We start from the raw sequence: 18,931 nt of genomic DNA, 5'->3' as shown, positions 1-18,931 counted from the left end.
CCGGCTTTGGCATCGGCCGTTCCGGATTTGGGATATATCACGACAGCGAGCAAAACGCATAGCATGCGGGCAGGCGATCCCTCGTCCACGGCGGCGGGATCGCATCAAGTCTTTTCATCCACGCATCGTTTCGGCGTCGAGGCGGGTCGCGTGGTAAGGTTCATATGGCATGCTGCAACAGGTCAAAACCATTGTTCTCTGCGGGAAACCGCTCGACTTCGCGACCCTCGAGGAAATCGGCTCGGGCGCGGCGCGGCCGGTCGCGGACGATGGCGGCATGGAGCGGGTGGCGGCGGCCCACAAGGTGATTGCCGATCGCATCGCGCTCGGCCTGCCGGTCTACGGTTCCAACACCGGTGTCGGCTCGATGAAGGACCGGCTCTGGACGGCGGACGATCTGGCCGAGTTCAACACTTCTCTGGTGCGCGCCCACCATTTCGGCACCGGCGAATTTTTCACTGTCCCGATCGTGCGCAAGGCGATCGCCATCCGCTGCAACACCGCGATGCGTGGTCACACCGGCTGCAGTCCCGAGCTGATCACCGCCTTCCTGGCGCTCATCGAGCACGACATCATTCCGGCGGTGCGCCGCCATGGCTCGATGGGCTGCGCCGATATCGGCCTGATGGGGCAGATCGCGGCTGTCTTGACCGGGGTCGGTGAAGCCTATCATCGCGGCCGGCTGGTGCCGGCCGAAACGGCGCTCGCCGATGCCGGACTGAAGCCGCTGGTGATGCGGCCGCGCGATGCGCTTGCCGCCCTCAGCGTCAACGCCATCGCCTATTCGGCGGCAGCCGATGTGCTGCGCGAGGCGGCAGCAGCAATCCGCGTGCTCTTGGTTACCGGGGTGACGTCGTCGTTGGCGCTCGGCGCCTCCGCCGATCCGTGGCGGGTGGCGGCGACGCTGTCGACGCGCGGCGAAGCGCTTGTCGGCTCCTGGCTCTACGGCCAGTCCGGCGTTGCCGACTGGCCCTTACCGACGGCGATCCACGATCCCTTGAGCCTGCGCATGACCGCCCAGGTGTTCGGCGCCGTCGTCGATACGTTGCTGGTTGCCGCCGGCCGGCTGGTCGAGGCGACCTATCTCTCCGACGACAATCCGGTGGTGCTCGGCGGCCATGTGCATGCCTCGGGCGCTTCGCTGCCTTTGACGACGACGCTCTATGTCGAGACGGCGCAGATCGCCTTTTCGCATGTGGCGCGCAACGTGCTCAACCGCTGCATCCTGTTGTCGAACGGCGGCCGCCGCAATCTGCCGGTCAATCTGGTGGCGCCGGGCGAAGTCGCCACCGGTCTCGGCCCGCTGATGAAGCTTGCGGTCGAGCTCTACATGCGCGTGCAGTCGATGGCGGTGCCGCTTTCGGCCCAGTCGATCGTCGTTGCCGGCGGACTGGAGGAAGAGGCGACCTTCCTGCCTTTGATCGTCGAGCGCATGGAAACGCAGGTGCGGGACCTCCGGCAGCTGGCGGCGATCGAGGCGATCCTGTCGGCGCAGGCGATCGACCTCGTCGGCGACGCCCCGCAGGGGATCGTCAAGCTCGCGCATGATCGCACGCGATCGATCAGCCCGATCTACCTGAAGGACCGGCCGCTTTCGAAGGAGATCGAAGCGTTGCAGGACGCCTTCACCTGCCATGACCTGCTGCGCGCCTTCGTCTCCATGGCACCGATGCCGGAATTCGACGACTTCTTTGCACTGGGCAAGTGATTCAACGAGGAGAACACGATGTCCGATTTCGATCTTGTCCTGAAAGGCACCGTTGTTCTCCCGCACAGGCTCGTCGAGGGCGGGCATGTGGCCGTGCGCGACGGCAAGGTCGTGCATGTCGGGCAGGGGGCGGCACCTGCCGCCCGTGAACGCCACGATCTTGGAAACGCTATGATCCTGCCCGGTGCCATCGATGCGCAGGTGCATTCGCTGTCGCAGAAGAAACAGGAGGATTTCGTCTGGTCGACCCGTTCGGCCGCCGCCGGCGGCGTGACTGTTATCGTCGACATGCCCTATGACGAGGGCAATCTCGTCTGCTCGGCCGAGGCAGTCGCACGCAAGGTCGAGCATGCGAGCCCGCAGGCGCGCGTCGATTTCGCCCTCTATGGCACGGTTGACCCCGAGGAGGGGCCAGCCCGCATTGTCGAAATGGTCGAAGCCGGTGTCGCCGCCTTCAAGTTCTCGACCTTCGGCACCGACCCGAAACGCTTTCCGCGCATTCCCGCAGCGCTGCTCGAGGATTGCTTTCGCGCGATTGCGCCGACGGGGCTTACCGCCGGGGTGCATAACGAGGATGACGAGGCGGTGCGCGGCGCGATCGAAAGGGTCAGGGCCGCAGGCATTACCGACTATCGTGCCCACGGCCTTTCTCGGCCGCCGCTGACCGAGCTTTTGGCGACCAACCAGATCTACGAGACGGGTGCTTCGACCGGGTGCCCGGCGCATGTCGTGCATTGCTCGCTCGGACGCGGCTATGAGATCGCCGCCGCTTACCGGGCCCAGGGCCACGCGGCGACGATCGAATGCTGCATCCACTACCTGACGCTTGACGAGGAGAACGACGTCCGTCGGCTCGGCGGCAAGGCGAAGATCAATCCGCCGATCCGTCCGCGCGCCGAGGTGGAAAAGCTCTGGCGGCATGTGGCCGACGGCACGGTGACGATGGTTTCGACAGACCATGTCAGCTGGTCGGAGGATCGCAAGACCAACCCTGACATGCTCGCCAATGCCTCCGGCGTGCCGGGCCTCGAGGTGATGGTGCCGCTGTTCGTCAAGGGCGCTCTTGAGCGCGGCATTCCGTTGACGCGGGCGGCCGAGCTGATGACGTTGAACCCGGCACGGCATTTCCGCCTCGACCATCGAAAGGGTGCGCTTGAGGCCGGAAAGGACGCCGATATCATCGTCATGACGCCCGAGCCCTACACCTATGACGCGGCCGAAAGCGGTAACAATGTCGTGGGATGGTCGCCCTATAACGGGATCAGACTGCCCTGGCGGGTGTCGGCGACCTATCTGCGCGGAGCGCCTGCCTTTGACGGGCGCACCGTCGTCGCGAAGCCCGGCACTGGCGCCTTCGTTCGCCCGCTCCAGACGTTGCCGTTGCAGGAGGCCCGATGAGCACGAGCGTCAAGACCAATCTGCCCGTGGATGCGAGCCGGATTGCCGGCATCGTCAACGGCCTTGCGGGCATCACCGAGCCGGACCGGCCCTATACGCGCCGGGCTTTTACGCCGCTGTTCCTGGAAGGTCGGGCGTTCCTTGACCGTCGCTTCCGTGCGGCGGGGCTGGAGACGCGCATCGATGCCGCCGGCAATCTCATCGGCCGGCGCAAGGGGCGCAAGTCGGCGCTTGGCACGCTGATGCTCGGCTCCCATTCCGACACGGTGCCGGAGGGCGGCCGCTTCGACGGCATTGCCGGCGTCGCCGCCGCGCTTGAAGTGGCGCGCGCGCTTTCGGATGCCGGCATCGAACTCGATCACGACCTGGAGATCGTCGACTTCCTCGCCGAGGAAGTGTCGATCTTCGGCGTTTCCTGCGTCGGCAGCCGCGGCATGGCGGGCATCCTGCCGGATGGCTGGCTGAGCCGGGTGCAGGGTGAGCTCAGCCTGCGGCAGGGTATCGTCGAGGCTGGCGGCGATCCGTCGCGGCTGTCGGCGCTCAAGCGCTCCGACATCAAGGCGTTTCTGGAACTGCATATCGAGCAGGGGCCGGTGCTGGAGACCGGGCGCCTGGATATCGGTGTCGTCACAGCGATCTCCGGCATCACCCGCATCGAGATCATCGTCGAAGGCCAGGCGGACCATGCCGGCACCACGCCGATGGGCCATCGGCGCGACGCGCTGGTCGCCGCCTCCCGGCTGGTGCTGGCGATCGAGACGCTGGCGACGGAATTTTCCAAGGGCGAGGGGCATTTCACGGCGACGGTCGGCGAATTCTCGATCGAACCGAACGCGGCCAATGTCGTGCCGTCGCGGGCGCGGCTGCTGATCGATGCCCGTGCCGAGCTGCGGCCGCAGATGGAGCGGTTCATCGCCGAGCTGGGTGCGCTTGCCGAGCGGGTTGCCGGCGAAGCCGGCGTAACCATCGCGCCCGCCAATGTTCTCTCCGACAACCATCCGACGCCGGGCGACGCGCTCTTGCTTTCGACGCTCGAAGAAAGCTGCGTGGAGATCGGCGCGAAACATCGGCGCATGGCCTCCGGCGCCGGGCACGATACCGCCTGGATGGGGCGCATCACCCGCTCGGCGATGATCTTCATTCCGTGCCTCGGCGGACGCTCGCATGCGCCGGAAGAATGGGCGGAAAACGATGATATCGCGCTTGGCGCCGCCGTTCTCTTCGATGCGGTGAAGAGGCTCGATAAACGATTGCAGGAGAAGGTTTGAGATGGGCCGGATATTGACGGAAAAGGATGTCGAGGCTGCGGTCAAGGGCGGTTCCGTCTATGCAGCCGGCGGCGGCGGCTGGGCCGATCACGGCCGCATGCTCGGCTATGCCGCGGTCTCGATCGGCAAGCCGGAGCTGGTGTCGATCGACGAACTCGACGCCAACGACTGGGTGGCGACGGCGGCGGCCATCGGCGCACCGGCCTCGACCACACCCTGGGAGATGCGCGGCGTCGATTACGTCAAGGCGGTGCAATTGCTGCAGGAGGCGCTCGGCGAGAAGCTCTCGGGCCTGATCATCGGCCAGAACGGCAAGTCCTCGACGCTCAACGGCTGGCTGCCATCGGCAATCCTCGGCACCAAGGTGGTCGATGCCGTCGGCGACATCCGGGCGCATCCGACCGGCGACATGGGCTCGATCGGCCTTGCCGGCTCGCCCGAGCGGATGATCCAGACGGCCGTCGGGGGCAACCGCGAGGAGAACCGCTATATCGAGCTGGTGGTGCGCGGCGCGACCGCCAAGGTCTCGCCGATCCTGCGCACGGCCTCCGACATGTCCGGCGGCTTCATCGCCTCCTGCCGCAATCCGGTGCGCGCCTCCTACGTTAGGGACAATGCGGCACTCGGCGGCATCTCGCTGGCGCTCAAGCTGGGCGAGGCGATCATTGCCGCCGAAGCCAAGGGTGGCAGCGCCATCATCGACGCGATCGTCAAGACGACCAATGGCGCGCTGCTCGCCGAAGGCGTGATCACCGACAAGTCGGTCGTCTACACCAAGGAAGCTTTCGACATCGGCACGGTGACGCTGGGGAAGGGCGCTGACTCAACGATATTGCGCGTGATGAACGAATACATGGCGGTTGACTCTGCGGAAGGTGAGAGGCTCGCCACCTTCCCCGACGTCATCACCACGCTTTCGCCGGAGGGGGAACCCTTGAGCGTCGGCCAACTGCAGGTCGGCATGAAGATCTTCGTGCTGCATGTGCCGAAGACGGTGATCCCGCTTGCCTCCAGCGTGCTCGACCCGAGCGTCTACCCCTCGGTGGAAAAGGCGATGGGTATTGAGCTTGCCCGCTACGCGCTCGCTGAGCGGCAATGATGGGAGAAAGGTCATGGCACGCGATGCAGGACTGGAAGAGCTGATCCGGGAAGAGCTCGGCAACCGATCCGGACTGTCGGAAAAGGCCATGTTCGGCGGCTGGGCGTTTCTGCTCAACGGCAATCTGATCTGTGGTGCCCGCGAGGGCTCGCTGCTGGTGCGGCTCGGCAAGGGCAATGACGGCTGGGCGCTGGCACTGCCCGATATCGAGCTGATGGTGATGAACGGGCGGGCGATGCACGGGTGGGTGCGCGCGGGGGCAGACGCCTATGGCGACGACGGCTTGCGCAAGCGGCTCATCGATGCGGCGCTCGCCTTCATCGAGACGTTGCCGCCGAAGTGAATGAGAGAACGGGCGAGCGATGTCTTGCCCCTCAGCCTAACCCTCTCCCCGCGGGCGGGGAGAGGGGACGAGACCGCCTTTGCATGTAGCGGTGCGGCAGTCGGTGCACCATTCTCTCTCCGAGGATGGAAGAAAGCAGAGCGGTGGAGATCGCATGCGGCGCTCGCCACAAGCACTAAGCCATCCCCTCTCCCCGCTTGCGGGGAGAGGGTTAGGGTGAGGGGCAGCCACCTCTCGCTGGGACAACGAAGAGGAACAAGACGATGCCCAAGGCCAATCCCCGTCATCCTGACTTCCCGATCCCCGGCGGGCCGGAGCTGCGTGCCAAGGGCTGGCGGCAGGAAGCCTTGCTGCGGCTGTTGGAAAACGTACTTTCCGTCGGCGAGGACCCGGACAATCTCGTCGTCTATGCGGCACTCGGCAAGGCGGCGCGCAACTGGCCGGCCCACCGCGCCATCGTCAAGGCGCTGATCGAGATGGACGAGGACCAGACGCTGATCATCCAGTCGGGCAAGCCGGTCGGGCTCTTGAAGACTCATGCCAAAGCGCCGCTGGTGATCATGGCCAATTGCAACATCGTCGGCCAATGGGCCAAGGCCGAGGTCTTCTACGAGCTGCAGCGCAAGGGGCTGATCTGCTGGGGCGGGCTCACGGCCGGCGCCTGGCAATATATCGGCAGCCAAGGGGTGATCCAGGGCACCTACGAAATCTTTATGCGCATCGCCGAGCGGCGCTTCGGCGGTGATCTCTCCGGCCGCTTCGTGCTGACGGCCGGGCTCGGCGGCATGGGGGGGGCGCAGCCGCTTGCCGGACGGATGGCCGGGGCCGCTATCCTCTGCGTCGACATCGACCCGGAGCGGGCGAAGAAGCGCCAGCAAGTCGGCTATCTCCAGGAGATTGCGCCGGATCTGGATACGGCGCTTGCGATGATCGATGCGGCGGTGAAGGACAAGCGCGCGCTCTCCGTCGGCCTCGTCGGCAATGCGGCGGAAATCTACCCGGAAATCGCCCGGCGCGGCATCGTGCCCGACGTGGTGACCGACCAGACCTCGACCCACGATCTCGTCTACGGCTATGTGCCGAAGGGCATGACGGTCGATCAGGTGAAATCGCTGCGCGACGACGGCCAGGGGCAGTTGATGGCCGCAAGCCGCGCCTCGATCGTCGAGCATGTGACGGCGATGCTCGACTTCCAGAGACAAGGCGCGGAAGTCTTCGACAACGGCAACCTCATCCGCACCCAGGCGCGCGAGGGCGGCGTCGCCAACGCCTTCGACATTCCGATCTTCACCGAGGCCTATCTGCGCCCGCTCTTTGCCCGGGCCATCGGGCCGTTCCGCTGGATGGCGCTGTCCGGCGAGGAGAGCGACATCGCCCGCATCGACGACCTGCTCTTGGAAATGTTCCCGGACAACCGGATCGTCACCAACTGGATCAAGCTCGCGCGTGAGCATATTCCCTTCGAGGGCCTGCCGGCGCGCATCGCCTGGCTTGGGCATGGCGAGCGCACGGCGCTTGCCCGCCGCGTCAACGAACTGGTGGCCTCAGGCGCGCTCAAGGGGCCGGTCGCCTTTTCGCGCGACCACCTCGATGCCGGCGCCATGGCGCACCCCAACATCATGACCGAGCGGATGAAGGACGGATCCGACGCCATCGCCGACTGGCCGCTGCTCGACGCCATGCTGCTGTGCTCATCGATGGCCGACCTCGTCGTCGTGCATTCGGGCGGCGGCGGCTATGCCGGCTACATGACGAGCTGCGGCGTGACGGTGGTTGCCGACGGCACGCAAGCTGCCGACGAGCGGCTCGACCACGCGCTCACCAACGACACCGCGCTCGGCGTCATCCGTTATGCCGATGCCGGTTACGACGAGAGTTTCGAGGAGATCGCCGCCAAGGGCATCGGGCATGTGAAAGTGTGACGGCCTTCGCTGCGCGCCGACCCTCATCCATGTGCCTGTCACAGGGATCCTGGTCGTGAGAGACCGTTTGCTGGCTCTGGGTCCTCCACCCGCCTTTAGACACCCAAACTGAACAGTTGACGGAGGCCGGCGGTGCCGCGTCGGCGGCGCCGGAGACTCGCTCGCCCCGTGTCCCGCAACAGTCATTCACGGCGCGGGCGCGCCGTGGCTGGCAACCTGTGACGAGCACAGGAATGAGGAGGGGTGGGACCGCTACGGGCCGACTACGGCACGCACCAAACTGAGGCGGCGGGATGTGCTGCAGCCCTGCACGCCTGAATATCAAACGACCGTCTCGCCGCCATCCACCACCAGGATCTGGCCGGTCATGTAGGACGAGCGGTCCGAGACGAGGAAGAGGATCGACTCGGCGATTTCGTCGACGCTAGCCCAGCGGCCGAGCGGCACCTTTTCGCGGATATAGGCCTCGATCGCGCCGCGGCCGCCCATCTGGGCGATGAAGGGCTCGTTGAAGGGCGTATCGACCCAGCCGGGGCAGAGCGCGTTGACGCGGATGCCATACTGGGCGTAGTCGCCGGCCATCTGCTTGGTCATGGCAATGACCGCATGTTTTGTCGTCGTATAGGCGATCATCTCGCGGTCGTAGAGCACACCTGATGATGACGAGGTATTGACGATGACGCCGCGCCGCGCCGCCTTCATCGACGGCATGACCAGGCGGGCGGCCATGAAATGGGCGCGCACGTTGAGGTTCCACGAACGGTCGAAGCCGGAGACTTCGACCTCTTCGAGATCGCCTGCAACTTGTGCGCCGGCGTGGTTGTGCAGGATATCGATGCGGCCGTGGCGATAGAGGATATCGGCGATGCCGTCTGCAAGTGCTCCGTCGTCGGTGACGTCGAAGGTGACGGCTTCGGCCTTGCCGCCCATGGCGCGAATGGTGTCGGCGGTCAGGCTGCCCGCCTCGGGGCTGCGGTCGACGACGACGACATGGGCGCCCTCGCGCGCCATGATGGCGGCGCCCGCCTGACCGATCCCGGAGCCCGCTCCGGTCACGATCGCGACCCGGTCTTTCAGGATCATCTGTTCACTCCCCGGATTTCGTTTTCTTTTCCCGCATCAGGATGCGGGCAGTCAGGATCAGAAGCAGCGAGGCGACGAGCACCAGCGTCGCGATCGCGTTGATCTCCGGCGTGACGCCGCGGCGGATCGAGGCGAAGACGTAGATCGGCAGCGTCGTCTTCGAGCCGGCGACGAAGAAGGCGATGATGAAATCGTCGAAGGAGAAGGTGAAGGCCAAGAGGAAGCCGGCGAGGATCGACGGCAGGATCTGCGGCAGCACGATCAGCCGGAAGGTGGTGAGCGGCGTCGCATAGAGGTCGCTCGATGCCTCGACGATATCACGCCCGAGGCTGGCGATGCGCGCCTTGACGATCATGGTGACGAGCGCCATCGAGAACAGGCCGTGGGCGGCGATGATCGAGCCATAGCCGAGCCCGAGCTGTGGCGGCTGGTCGCCCGGCCAGATCGCCGTCAGCGCCGGATTGACGAAGGAGAAGACGGCAACAAGGGCGACGAGCGTGGCGATGCCGATGACGACGCCGGGCACGACGATGGCCGCGGCAAAGAGCGCGTCGAAGATCGCCCGGTTGCGCGGGGCAAGCCGCTCCATGCCGAGCGCGGCCATGGTGCCGAAGATCGCGGCGAGGGTGGCGCTGGTAAAGGCGATCATCAGGCTGTTCTGCAGGGCCGAGACCAGGAAGGTATTGCTCAGCGCCTTGCCGTACCAGGCGGTCGAAAAGCCGGTGAACTCGCTGGCGCTGCGTCCGGCATTGAACGAGAACAAGACGACCAGCGCGATCGGTGCGTAGAGGAAGAGATAGACCGAGGAGATGAAGGCGCGCATCAGACGAGATCCACCTGTCTTGTGCCGGCGACTTTGAAGGCGATGCGCATCGCTACCATCAGGATCACCACGACGACGGCCACCAGCGTCACGGCGATCGCCGAGCCGAAGGGCCAGTTTCTCGATTGCAGGAAGAGATCGACCAGCGCGTTGCCGATGAAGAACACCTTGCCGCCGCCCAGCAGCTGCGGGATCAAGTACTCGCCGAGCAGCAGGATGGTGACGAGCGCGACGCCGGTCATGACGCCCGGGAGCGACAGCGGCAGTGTGACACCGAAGAAGGTCGAGACCGGCCTGGCGCCAAGATCGGCGGAAGCTTCGAGCAGACGCCGATCGAGCTTTTCGAGGCTGACATAGATCGGCATGATCATCAGCGGCAGGTAGCCATAGACGATGCCGAGCAGCACGGCGCCCGGCGTATTGAGCAGGCGCACATCCTCAAAACCGACCATCGACAACAGGTTCGGGATGCCGCGCGAGCCGAGGATATACATCCAGGCATAGGTACGAACGAGCAGGCTCGTCCAGAAGGGCACCACGACCAGCGACACGAGGATCAGGCGGTAGCGTGGGTCCGCCTTGACGGCGAGGTAATAGGCGACGGGGTAGGCGACCAGCAGGCAGAGCAGCGCGCCGACCGGCGCCAGCACCAGCGTGTTCCAGAAGGCAGCCGCGCGTGTCGGGAGCCTCGCGAACTGGGCGAAGGTGAAGGCCGCCTGATAGCCTCCTTCCGGCGCGCGCTCGCCGAAGGCGAAGACCAGCATGGCGATGAACGGCAGGACGAGAAAGATCATCAGCCATGCCGCCGCCGGCGCCACCAGCGCTGCCGTCACCAGGTTTCTCTTCGTGTTCGTTGCCGCGGGCATGAGATTTGGTCCGTAGAAATGATTGTCGAGTTCCGCCCCTCATCCGGCCTGCCGGCCACCTTCTCCCCGCTTTGCGGGGCGAAGGGACTCGCGGCGCTGGCCTCGTTCCCTCTCCCCGCTGGCGGGGAGAGGGTTAGGGTGAGGGGCAAACGTGGAGTTAGGCCGACTTGAACCGTGCCATCAGTTCGGCGCGGCCCGGGTCGGTCAAGGTTACCGCGGCGCCGAATTCGAGCGGCGTCAGCGAAGCATCGTCGGGATAGACGATCTTGTTGCCCGTGACGTCGGCCGGCAGCAGCTTCAGGACGCGGCTGTCGGTGGTCGGCGCGCCGTTGGCGATATGCTCCTTGACGGCGTTTTCCGGGGCCATCAGGTAGTTGAGCAGCGCGTAGCCGGCCGCCTTGTTGGCCGCGCTCTTCGGGATCGCGTAGAAGTCCGACCAGATTTCGCCGCCGTCCTTGCCGAGCACGAACTGGATTTCCGGCATGTCGCGGTTGAGCTGCGCGCCGTCATTGGTCCAGCACATGGTCATCCAGGCGTCGGTCGCGCGCATCGACGGCTGGTAGTCGCTGTTGATGGCGTAGAGATGCGGCTTCACCTTGATCAGCAGTTCCTCGGCCTTGGCGAGCTCGTCCGGCTTGGTCGAATTGAAGGAGTAACCGAGCGAGACGAGGGCGTTGCCGATGGTGGTCAGCTGGTAGTCGTGGACCATGGCGCGGCCGTCGGCCTCGGTCATGGCGACCTCGAAGAAGTCCTTCCAGCTGGTGACCGGGGTCTTGATCTTGTTCGAGTTGAGCGCGATGCCGGTGGTGCCCCAGTTCTTCGGCACGGCATAGGTCTTGCCGTCGACGACGCCCTCGTTGGTGAAGCGCGCGGTCTCGGTCGAGGCGTCGTAGTTCGGCAGCTTGGAGAGATCGAGTTCGTCGATGAGGCCGAGCTTCACATAGGTGGAGATCGTGTAATTGGTCGGCACAAACAGGTCCCAGCCGGTGCCGCCGGCCTGGAGTTTGGCGAGCATTTCCTCGTTCGAGCCGAAGACGTTGACCTCGACGGCAACGCCGGTTGCGGCCTGGAACGCCTCGAAGGTGGCGGGATCATGGTAGTTCGGCCAGGTGGCGATCGACATCTGCGTGCCGAGATCACCGGCAAAGGCCGTCGAATTGAACAGGCCAGGCTGGCGCGCCAGCACCGCCGTCGCAAGTCCGAGGCCGGTGACGCCGAGGAAGTGGCGGCGGGTGACCGAGCCGCGCTTCAGGCGCATCAGCTCGTCGGCCAGTTGCTCGGCGGTGATCGGGGCATTTTCTCTGTACCATTTGGTCATGACGCTGTTCCCTTTATCGTTGACGTTCATGCAAGGCAGCAGGGGCCGGCCGGATCAGGCCGGAAACACATTTCAGGCCGGAAAGACATGGAGCGCATTGGGATCGAAGGCGAGGCCGACCTTGTCGCCGGGCTCGACGAGATCGCTGTCGCCGAGCGCCCGTCGGTCGGCGGTGACGAGAAAGTCGCCAAGGCCGTCGACATCGACGGAATATTCGACGGACGAGCCGAGGAAAATGCGGTGGGTGACGGTGCCGGAGAGAGCGGCGGTGCCGGCCGCGCCATTGCGTTTCAGGCTGATCGCCTCGGGGCGCAGCGCGACCATGGCCGCACCTGTGCTCGGTGTCGTGGCGGCAGGCGCTGCAAACCGCGCACCGTTGGCAAAAAGGATCGAGGCGCCGCCGGTGTCGACGGTTGCCGTGATCCGGTTGGTCTTGCCGACGAAATCGGCGACGAACAGGCTCGCCGGGCGATCGTAGATTTCCTGCGGCGGCCCGACCTGGACGATGCGACCGGCATTCATGACGCAGACGAAGTCGCTCATCGACAGCGCCTCTTCCTGGTCGTGGGTGACCAGCACGAAGGTGATGCCGAGTTCGCGCTGCAACGTCTGCAGTTCGATCTGCATGGCGGTGCGCAGCTTCTTGTCGAGGGCTGCCAACGGCTCGTCGAGCAGAAGCACCTTCGGCTTGTTGACGATGGCGCGGGCGAGCGCGACACGCTGTTGCTGGCCACCGGACATTTCATGGATCCCGCGCTTGCCGAAGCCGCCGAGGCGGACCATTTCCAGCGCCTCCTGGGCGCGGCGCGAAATCTCGGGGCTGGCGATGCGCGGCAGCATCTGTCTCAGTCCGTAGGAGACGTTCTGCTCGACGTCGAGATGCGGAAACAGCGCATAGTGCTGGAACACCATGTTGACCGGGCGCCGATAGGCGGCAACGCCGTTCATCGCCTCGCCGTTAATATAGACCGTGCCTTCGCTCGGCTGCTCGAAGCCGCCGATCATGCGCAGGCAGGTGGTCTTGCCGCAGCCGGAGGGACCCAGCAGCGCCATGAAGGCGCCCCGGGGCACCGCGAAGTTGATGTCCGAAACGGCGGTCACGCTGCCATAGCGTTTGACCACCGAACGGAACTCGATGTCGTTCGTCGAAGCGGATGTCACGTCTGTTCCCTGCGGTTGTTGTCGGATACCGCCAAGGCTCTGATGCCCTGACGTCCCACCGTCATTGACAGGCAGCCTAGTCAAAGCGGCCGGTGCCGGTATATACCCCGAGAGAGGTATTTCAACGCGAATTGGCTTGTGGGAGGAGTATACCCTGAACAGAGCCGGATCGGCGGGAGAGCGGTTTGGGCATCGATCTCGAGGGACTATTTCAGGTCTTGGCGCCGATGGTCGACGGCGCGGCCATGGACGACGAGGCGGTCGGCACAGCCTATCGGCAATTGATGTCGACGCTGATGACTTTTGATTATGTCGTGGTTTTCGCCTATCGCGGCAAGGAACGGCCGATCGACCTCTACAGCACCTTCAACGCCAAGGACCACGTTCTGTTCGTCAGCCTCTACCAGGCCGGCCCCTATCTGCTCGATCCGTTCTACCACGCGGCCTGCGAGGGCAAGCCGGGCGTCTGGCGTATGCGCGAACGGGCGCCGGACCGGTTCTTCTCCAGTGAATACTATAGGACCTATTACGTGCAGACCGGCCTGGCGGAGGAGGTCGGCTTCTTCGTGCCGATCAGCGGCGAGATCACCGTTGTCCTGTCGCTGATGCGGCGCGAGGCGACCGGGTCCTTCAGTGCCGCGGAATTCGCCCTGTTGAAGAAGGTCGAGCCGCTGGTCTCGGCACTGGTCCGCCACCATTGGGCGGATCTCGGGCGCAGGTTCGACGCGGCGCTGGCAAAGACCGGGCGCAGTCGCAGGAAATCTGCGCATCCGCCCGCAGACGGCGTCTGGCAGCACCTCAATCTGACCGAGCGCGAAGCCTCGATCATCGAACTGGTGCTGCAGGGGCATTCGTCGGAATCGATCGGCCTGAAGCTTGGAATCTCGACCGGCACGGTCAAGGTTCACCGCCGCAACGTCTACCGCAAGCTCGGCATCTCCTCGCAGACGCAGCTTCTTTCGCTCTATCTGCGCAATCTCGGCCAGTAAGGTCACGGCGGCAAACCGGCCTTTTCGGCGGGTCACCGTGCTGGCAATCTCCTGGGAATGCCTGCTCGAGGTCGAAAGCATGCCCTTTTTCTTCATTCCGGCCCTGAGCCGGAATCCAGCGACCTGACGTCTGTCAGGTTTCTCCTCGTCATTCGCAACGATCCACAAACCGTGATCGGTCTTCGCATGTTCTCGCTTGACATTTTTTTCACGACATGAAATTTATTTCATCAGCGAGATAAAAATATCATGCAATGCAAAATTTATCATGCGTTGCAGCATAACGGATCCGGGTGGAGACGATGGCGATCATCGGTGGTGCAAATCTTCGCGACGACGAAACCAGCATGGCGACGCGCGCCGCGTGGCTGCACTATGCCGGCGGCCTGACCCAGGCGGAGGTTGCCAAGCGGCTGGGTCTGACATCGCTCAAGGCTCACCGCCTGATCATGAAGGCCAACCAGGAAGGCCTGGTGAAGGTCTATATCGATGGCGAAGTCTCGGAATGCGTCGAGCTGGAGCAGAAGCTCTCGGCACGTTACGGCCTCGATTATTGCGAGGTCGTTCCCGATTTCGATGCCGACGACCTGCCGCTGAAGGCGCTCGGCATATCAGGCGCGCAGTTCCTGAAGCGCGAGATCGAGCGAGACGAAACCGCGCTCGTCGGCGTCGGACACGGCCGCACGCTCGCCGCCTGCGTCGAATATCTGCCGCGCACCACCAGTAACAAGACCCGTTTCGTCTCGTTGCTCGGCGGGCTTACCCGCAAGTTCTCGGCAAACCCGCATGACGTGATCCACCGGCTTGCCGAGCGCACCGGCGCGGAGGCCTATGTCATGCCCGTGCCGTTCTTCGCCAACACCGTCGAGGATCGCGACGTGCTCTTCAGCCAGCGCGGCGTGCGCGAAGTGTTCGATCTCGCCAAGACCGCCGACCTCCTGATGGTCGGCATCGGTACGGCAGAGCGTGAGGCGTCGCTGGTCTCGACAGGGATGATCGAGATGAGCGAGATCGAGGAAATCCAGAAGGGCGGGGGCAAGGGCGAATTGCTCGGCCACTTCTTCGATGAGGACGGCCGCCCGATCGAGACGACGCTGTCGAACCGCACTTTCACGCTCAGCCGCGACGACCTGAAAGATCGCCGCACCGTTGCGGTCGCCGGCGGCAAGATCAAGACGCCCGCCATCCGCGCCGTGCTTGCAAGCGGACTGTTGAGCGGTCTCATCACCGACGAGAAGACGGCCCGGGCGCTCGCCGCGGACGGTAAATGAGGAGTGTCTGACGGAATCGAATGAGGCCCGGGGAGCAGGGCGGCGAGGAGGTTTCGCCATCAGCGCATCGGCCCAAAAATCGGAATCGATTTTTGGAAAGCTCGATGCGCCGGCTCAAGGAGTTAGAGCGTCCTTTGCGCGTCCGAACGGACGCGCGGCGCTCTAAGGCCTCAAAGGGGAGGAATACCGGTCGGGTAGCCGGTGATCGCATGACGCAATCATACCCGCAACGGAGGAGAAGACTTATGTACGAGAAGGAGAAAGACCTCATCGGCGCGTTTCTGCGCGGAGAGGTAGATCGTCGCGGCATGCTTAAGGGTCTCGGTGCTGCAGGCATTGCCGCCGGCTCGGCCGGGACGCTCTTCAACATGATGTCGAGCCAGGCGCTGGCCGCCGACTTCGACTGGAAGGCGCATTCCGGCAAGTCGCTGAAGCTCTTGTTGAACAAGCATCCTTATGCCGACGCGATGATTGCCAACCTTCAGGCCTTCAAGGATCTGACCGGTATCGAAGTCACCTACGACGTGTTTCCGGAAGACGTCTATTTCGACAAGGTGACGGCAGCGCTTTCCTCGGGGTCGTCCGAATACGACGCCTTCATGACCGGCGCCTATATGACCTGGACCTATGGTCCGGCCGGCTGGATCGCCGATCTCAACGAATGGATCAAGGATCCGACCAAGACCAACCCCAACTACAATTGGGACGATTTCCTCGCCGGTGTGAAGAACTCCTGCGCCTGGAACGGCCAGCCGGGCGGGGCGCTCGGTTCGGAAGACGCCAAGCAATGGTGCATTCCGTGGGGCTATGAACAGAACAATCTCTCGTTCAACCAGGAAATGCTCGACAAAGTGGGCGTCAGCGTCCCGAAAAACCTCGACGAACTCGCGACCACCGCGGCGAAGCTAACCAAGGATGTCGGCGGCGGTGTCTACGGCGTCGGGGTGCGTGGTTCGCGCTCCTGGGCGACGATCCATCCGGGCTTCCTTTCGGGTTATGCCAATTTTGGCCAGAAGGACCTGAATGTTTCGGCTGATGGCAAGCTTTCCGCGGCGATGAATACGGCCGAATCCAAGGCCTTCCACACCAAATGGGTGCAGATGATCCAGGAAAGCGGTCCGAAGGACTGGTCGACCTATACTTGGTACCAGGTCGGCACCGACCTCGGTGCCGGCGCTTCCGCCATGATCTACGACGCCGACATTCTCGGCTATTTCATGAACGGTGGCGACAACAAGATGGCCGGCAAGCTGGCATACGCGCCGTTCACCGCCAATCCTGCGGCGTCTGCGCCGACGCCGAACATCTGGATCTGGTCGCTTGCCATGTCCAATTTCGCCAAGGACAAGGACGCGACCTGGTACTTCCTGCAGTGGGCCACGGGTCTCGAACATGCGATCTTCGGCGCAACGAAGATGGACTTCGTCAACCCTGTCCGCGCCTCGGTCTGGAAGGACGAAATATTCCGCGAGCGACTGAACAAGAGCTATCCGGGCTATGTGGAGATGCACGACGTTTCCGCCCCGGGCGCGAAGATCCATTTCACCGCCCAGCCGCTGTTCTTCGACGTCACCACCGAGTGGGCGGCGACACTGCAGAAGATGGTCGCCAAGCAGGTGCCGGTCGATGAAGGTCTCGACCAGCTCGTCGAAAGCATCGATCGCCAGCTGAAGGAAGCTGGTCTCGGCTGATACGCCTCCCAAGCGATGCCCGGCGCAACTAGAGCGCCGTGCGTTCAAATGGACGCACAAAGGACGCTCTAGCGCCGGGCATCCCGCGAGATCGGCTCAAAGCCGCCAATACCAACCTGAGATGCCGATGGACTGGCGCGGGGCTCGACCTCGCGTGCCGCGTGCTTTCTTCAAGACTTTAGAGAACGGAGCTCGACATGGCTTCAACAGCAACCCTCCGCAAACCGGCGTCAGGTTTCAGGATCAGCAGGAAGATGCTTCCCTACGTGCTGAGCCTGCCGGCGTTGCTCGTCTGCATCGGCATTCTCATCCCCTTCTTCACGGCGGTGATCTATTCGTTCCAGCGCTACCGGCTGAGCCAGCCCTGGGCGCGCCAGTTCAACTGGGGCGAAAACTACCTGAACTTCGTCACCGACCCGGCCTTTTGGAACACCCTGAAGGTGTCGCTGCTTTATGCCGGCATCACCGTGGCGCTGGAACTGCTGCTCGGCCTCGGCATCGCGCTGCTGTTGCAGCGCCGCTCCACCATCAACAACTTCATCTCGATCATGCTGCTTCTGCCGCTGATGATCGCGCCGGCGCTCGCCGCCTTGATGTGGAAGCTGATGACCAATCCGAGCTTCGGCATTCTGAGCTATCTTGCCAGCCTGATCGGCCTCAACGATTTCCGCTGGGCGTCGTCGCCGGACACCGCGCTCTTGACCGTCATTCTCGTCGATATCTGGGTCTATACGCCCTTCATCATGATCCTGCTCCTGGCCGGCCTCAGGTCGCTGCCAACCCAGCCATTCGAGGCGGCGGCACTCGATGGCGTGCCGAGGAGCTTCGTGTTCTTCCGCATCACCCTGCCGATGCTCACGCCCTACATTCTGACGGCAACGCTGTTCCGTCTGCTCGATAGCATCCAGCAGTTCGACATCATCTATGCGATGACGCAAGGGGGGCCCGGCAACACGCTGACCGTCTTCCAGGTCGAGGCCTATCTCAACTTCTTCCAGTCGACCAATGTCGGCCGTTCGGCAGCGCTTCTGATCATCCTGTGGGCGATCACCTACACGCTCTCCAACGTCTTCATCAAGAACTGGCTGCGCCTGCGCGAACGCGCCCGCGGCGAAGCGTAAGGAGGTTCAAATGGAAACCACGTCTCCCATCGAACGGCTCCTGCGCGCTGTCGCCCTGACGCTCGTCGTTGTCTTCTTCATGTTCCCGATCTTCTGGATCTTCCTGATGTCGTTCCAGACGAACGAGACGATCCTGACCATTCCGCCGTCGATCGTGTTTTCACCGACGCTGTCGAACTATGCGGCGCTGATCACGGGCAAGCTGCAGACGGCGGCCGGCACGCTCGATATCGCCTTCATGCGCAACCTCGGCAACTCGATCTTCCTGTCGGTCGCTTCCGTTGCGGTGGCGCTGGTGCTCGGGGTTCCCGCGGCTTACGCCTTTGCTCGGCATAAATTCAAGGGCTCGGAGGACATCGCGTTCACGCTGCTCTCCTTCCGTTTTGCGCCGCCGCTGCTGGTGCTGCTGCCGCTAACCCAGTATTTCCAGTGGCTCGGCCTTTCCAACACGTATTTCGGCCTGATCTGGGTCTACCAGCTCATCTGCCTGCCGCTGATCCTGTGGATCGTGCGCGGCTATTTCGAGGACATCTCCGCCGACGTCGAATATGCCTATCGCATTGCCGGCCATTCCTGGTTTGCCACCTTCCGCAAGATCGCCCTGCCGCTTGCCGGCCCCGGCATTGCTGCCGCCGGCCTGCTTGCCTTCATCTTCGCCTGGAACAATTTCGTCTTCGCGCTGGTGCTGGCCTCGGCCGACAAGCAGCCGGTGACGGTCGGCGCGCTTGCCTTCGTCACCTCCTCGGGCATCCAATACGGGCAGATTGCCTCGGCCATCGTTCTCTCGGTCACGCCGACGCTGGCGCTCGCACTCTACGCTCAGCGCTACCTCGTCGAAGGCCTGTCGCTTGGCGCGGTGAAAGGGTAAGA

Annotated in this window: 16 protein-coding genes; 11 read left to right on the top strand and 5 right to left on the bottom strand. The window is 64.0% G+C overall.

Annotated features, from left to right (window positions below):
• Positions 1 to 169: 169 nt before the first annotated feature.
• The 6 genes from BC360_RS02330 (at position 170) to BC360_RS02305 (ending at position 7,738) form a co-directional block, all read left to right on the top strand.
• On the top strand, positions 170 to 1,708 hold the full coding sequence (locus tag BC360_RS02330) for an aromatic amino acid lyase (RefSeq protein ID WP_065794088.1): 1,539 nt from the start codon (positions 170 to 172) through the stop codon (positions 1,706 to 1,708).
• An 18-nt stretch (positions 1,709 to 1,726) separates the two neighbouring features.
• The gene (locus BC360_RS02325; RefSeq protein ID WP_065794087.1) at positions 1,727 to 3,106 is read left to right on the top strand and encodes a dihydroorotase; all 1,380 of its coding nucleotides are present in this window, start codon (positions 1,727 to 1,729) and stop codon (positions 3,104 to 3,106) included.
• Positions 3,103 to 4,374, top strand: coding sequence for a Zn-dependent hydrolase (locus BC360_RS02320; RefSeq protein ID WP_065794086.1), 1,272 nt, complete (start codon positions 3,103 to 3,105; stop codon positions 4,372 to 4,374). Before BC360_RS02325 ends, BC360_RS02320 begins: the two co-directional genes overlap by 4 nt.
• 1 nt (position 4,375) lies before the next feature.
• The gene (locus BC360_RS02315) at positions 4,376 to 5,473 is read left to right on the top strand and encodes a DUF917 domain-containing protein (RefSeq protein WP_065794085.1); all 1,098 of its coding nucleotides are present in this window, start codon (positions 4,376 to 4,378) and stop codon (positions 5,471 to 5,473) included.
• Positions 5,474 to 5,486: 13 nt separating this feature from the next.
• Positions 5,487 to 5,816, top strand: coding sequence for a TfoX/Sxy family protein (locus BC360_RS02310; protein ID WP_065786683.1), 330 nt, complete (start codon positions 5,487 to 5,489; stop codon positions 5,814 to 5,816).
• Positions 5,817 to 6,079: 263 nt separating this feature from the next.
• Positions 6,080 to 7,738, top strand: coding sequence for a urocanate hydratase (locus BC360_RS02305; RefSeq protein ID WP_065794084.1), 1,659 nt, complete (start codon positions 6,080 to 6,082; stop codon positions 7,736 to 7,738).
• Between the two features lie 321 nt (positions 7,739 to 8,059).
• On the opposite strand, the gene BC360_RS02300 is transcribed toward BC360_RS02305, so the two are convergent.
• The 5 genes from BC360_RS02300 to BC360_RS02280 form a co-directional block, all read right to left on the bottom strand.
• On the bottom strand, positions 8,060 to 8,821 hold the full coding sequence (locus BC360_RS02300; protein ID WP_065794083.1) for an SDR family NAD(P)-dependent oxidoreductase: 762 nt from the start codon (positions 8,819 to 8,821) through the stop codon (positions 8,060 to 8,062).
• Between the two features lie 4 nt (positions 8,822 to 8,825).
• A complete protein-coding gene (locus BC360_RS02295) occupies positions 8,826 to 9,644 on the bottom strand; it encodes an ABC transporter permease (protein WP_065786690.1) in 819 nt (272 codons plus the stop codon).
• On the bottom strand, positions 9,644 to 10,510 hold the full coding sequence (locus BC360_RS02290; RefSeq protein ID WP_065794082.1) for an ABC transporter permease: 867 nt from the start codon (positions 10,508 to 10,510) through the stop codon (positions 9,644 to 9,646). The genes BC360_RS02295 and BC360_RS02290 overlap by 1 nt, the downstream gene beginning before the upstream one ends.
• Before the next feature lie 157 nt (positions 10,511 to 10,667).
• Positions 10,668 to 11,828, bottom strand: coding sequence for a spermidine/putrescine ABC transporter substrate-binding protein (locus BC360_RS02285; protein ID WP_065786694.1), 1,161 nt, complete (start codon positions 11,826 to 11,828; stop codon positions 10,668 to 10,670).
• A gap of 72 nt (positions 11,829 to 11,900) precedes the next feature.
• Entirely contained in the window at positions 11,901 to 12,989 is a 1,089-nt protein-coding gene (locus BC360_RS02280) for an ABC transporter ATP-binding protein (RefSeq protein WP_065794081.1), read from the bottom strand.
• A 185-nt stretch (positions 12,990 to 13,174) separates the two neighbouring features.
• Here BC360_RS02280 and BC360_RS02275 point away from each other — a divergent pair, with 185 nt between their 5' ends.
• From BC360_RS02275 to BC360_RS02255, 5 genes are all read left to right on the top strand, one after another.
• Positions 13,175 to 13,978 carry a helix-turn-helix transcriptional regulator gene (locus tag BC360_RS02275; protein ID WP_083222391.1) on the top strand — a complete coding sequence of 268 codons (804 nt, stop codon included), beginning with the start codon at positions 13,175 to 13,177 and terminating at the stop codon, positions 13,976 to 13,978.
• Between the two features lie 302 nt (positions 13,979 to 14,280).
• Positions 14,281 to 15,249, top strand: a complete 969-nt coding sequence (locus BC360_RS02270) for a sugar-binding transcriptional regulator (RefSeq protein WP_065786698.1) — start codon at positions 14,281 to 14,283, stop codon at positions 15,247 to 15,249.
• A 245-nt stretch (positions 15,250 to 15,494) separates the two neighbouring features.
• The gene (locus tag BC360_RS02265) at positions 15,495 to 16,940 is read left to right on the top strand and encodes an ABC transporter substrate-binding protein (protein ID WP_065794080.1); all 1,446 of its coding nucleotides are present in this window, start codon (positions 15,495 to 15,497) and stop codon (positions 16,938 to 16,940) included.
• Positions 16,941 to 17,137: 197 nt separating this feature from the next.
• Positions 17,138 to 18,061 (top strand): carbohydrate ABC transporter permease, encoded by a 924-nt coding sequence (locus tag BC360_RS02260; protein ID WP_065794079.1) that lies wholly within the window; start codon positions 17,138 to 17,140, stop codon positions 18,059 to 18,061.
• Positions 18,062 to 18,071: 10 nt separating this feature from the next.
• Positions 18,072 to 18,929 (top strand): carbohydrate ABC transporter permease, encoded by an 858-nt coding sequence (locus BC360_RS02255; RefSeq protein ID WP_065794078.1) that lies wholly within the window; start codon positions 18,072 to 18,074, stop codon positions 18,927 to 18,929.
• Positions 18,930 to 18,931: the final 2 nt, after the last annotated feature.

Origin of the sequence: Ensifer sp. LC163, assembly GCF_001695855.1 — a bacterium.
Taxonomy (GTDB): Bacteria; Pseudomonadota; Alphaproteobacteria; order Rhizobiales; family Rhizobiaceae; genus Ensifer.
Note: the sequence above shows the minus strand (reverse complement) of the source record. Positions and strands in the feature narration are given on the sequence as shown.

Coding starts and splice junctions, on each gene's coding strand:
- BC360_RS02330 (WP_065794088.1), top strand. CDS start 170: ATGCTGCAACAGGTCAAAACCATTGTTCTCTGCGGGAAACCGCTCGAC.
- BC360_RS02325 (WP_065794087.1), top strand. CDS start 1,727: ATGTCCGATTTCGATCTTGTCCTGAAAGGCACCGTTGTTCTCCCGCAC.
- BC360_RS02320 (WP_065794086.1), top strand. CDS start 3,103: ATGAGCACGAGCGTCAAGACCAATCTGCCCGTGGATGCGAGCCGGATT.
- BC360_RS02315 (WP_065794085.1), top strand. CDS start 4,376: ATGGGCCGGATATTGACGGAAAAGGATGTCGAGGCTGCGGTCAAGGGC.
- BC360_RS02310 (WP_065786683.1), top strand. CDS start 5,487: ATGGCACGCGATGCAGGACTGGAAGAGCTGATCCGGGAAGAGCTCGGC.
- BC360_RS02305 (WP_065794084.1), top strand. CDS start 6,080: ATGCCCAAGGCCAATCCCCGTCATCCTGACTTCCCGATCCCCGGCGGG.
- BC360_RS02300 (WP_065794083.1), bottom strand. CDS start 8,821: ATGATCCTGAAAGACCGGGTCGCGATCGTGACCGGAGCGGGCTCCGGG.
- BC360_RS02295 (WP_065786690.1), bottom strand. CDS start 9,644: ATGCGCGCCTTCATCTCCTCGGTCTATCTCTTCCTCTACGCACCGATC.
- BC360_RS02290 (WP_065794082.1), bottom strand. CDS start 10,510: ATGCCCGCGGCAACGAACACGAAGAGAAACCTGGTGACGGCAGCGCTG.
- BC360_RS02285 (WP_065786694.1), bottom strand. CDS start 11,828: ATGACCAAATGGTACAGAGAAAATGCCCCGATCACCGCCGAGCAACTG.
- BC360_RS02270 (WP_065786698.1), top strand. CDS start 14,281: ATGGCGATCATCGGTGGTGCAAATCTTCGCGACGACGAAACCAGCATG.
- BC360_RS02265 (WP_065794080.1), top strand. CDS start 15,495: ATGTACGAGAAGGAGAAAGACCTCATCGGCGCGTTTCTGCGCGGAGAG.
- BC360_RS02260 (WP_065794079.1), top strand. CDS start 17,138: ATGGCTTCAACAGCAACCCTCCGCAAACCGGCGTCAGGTTTCAGGATC.
- BC360_RS02255 (WP_065794078.1), top strand. CDS start 18,072: ATGGAAACCACGTCTCCCATCGAACGGCTCCTGCGCGCTGTCGCCCTG.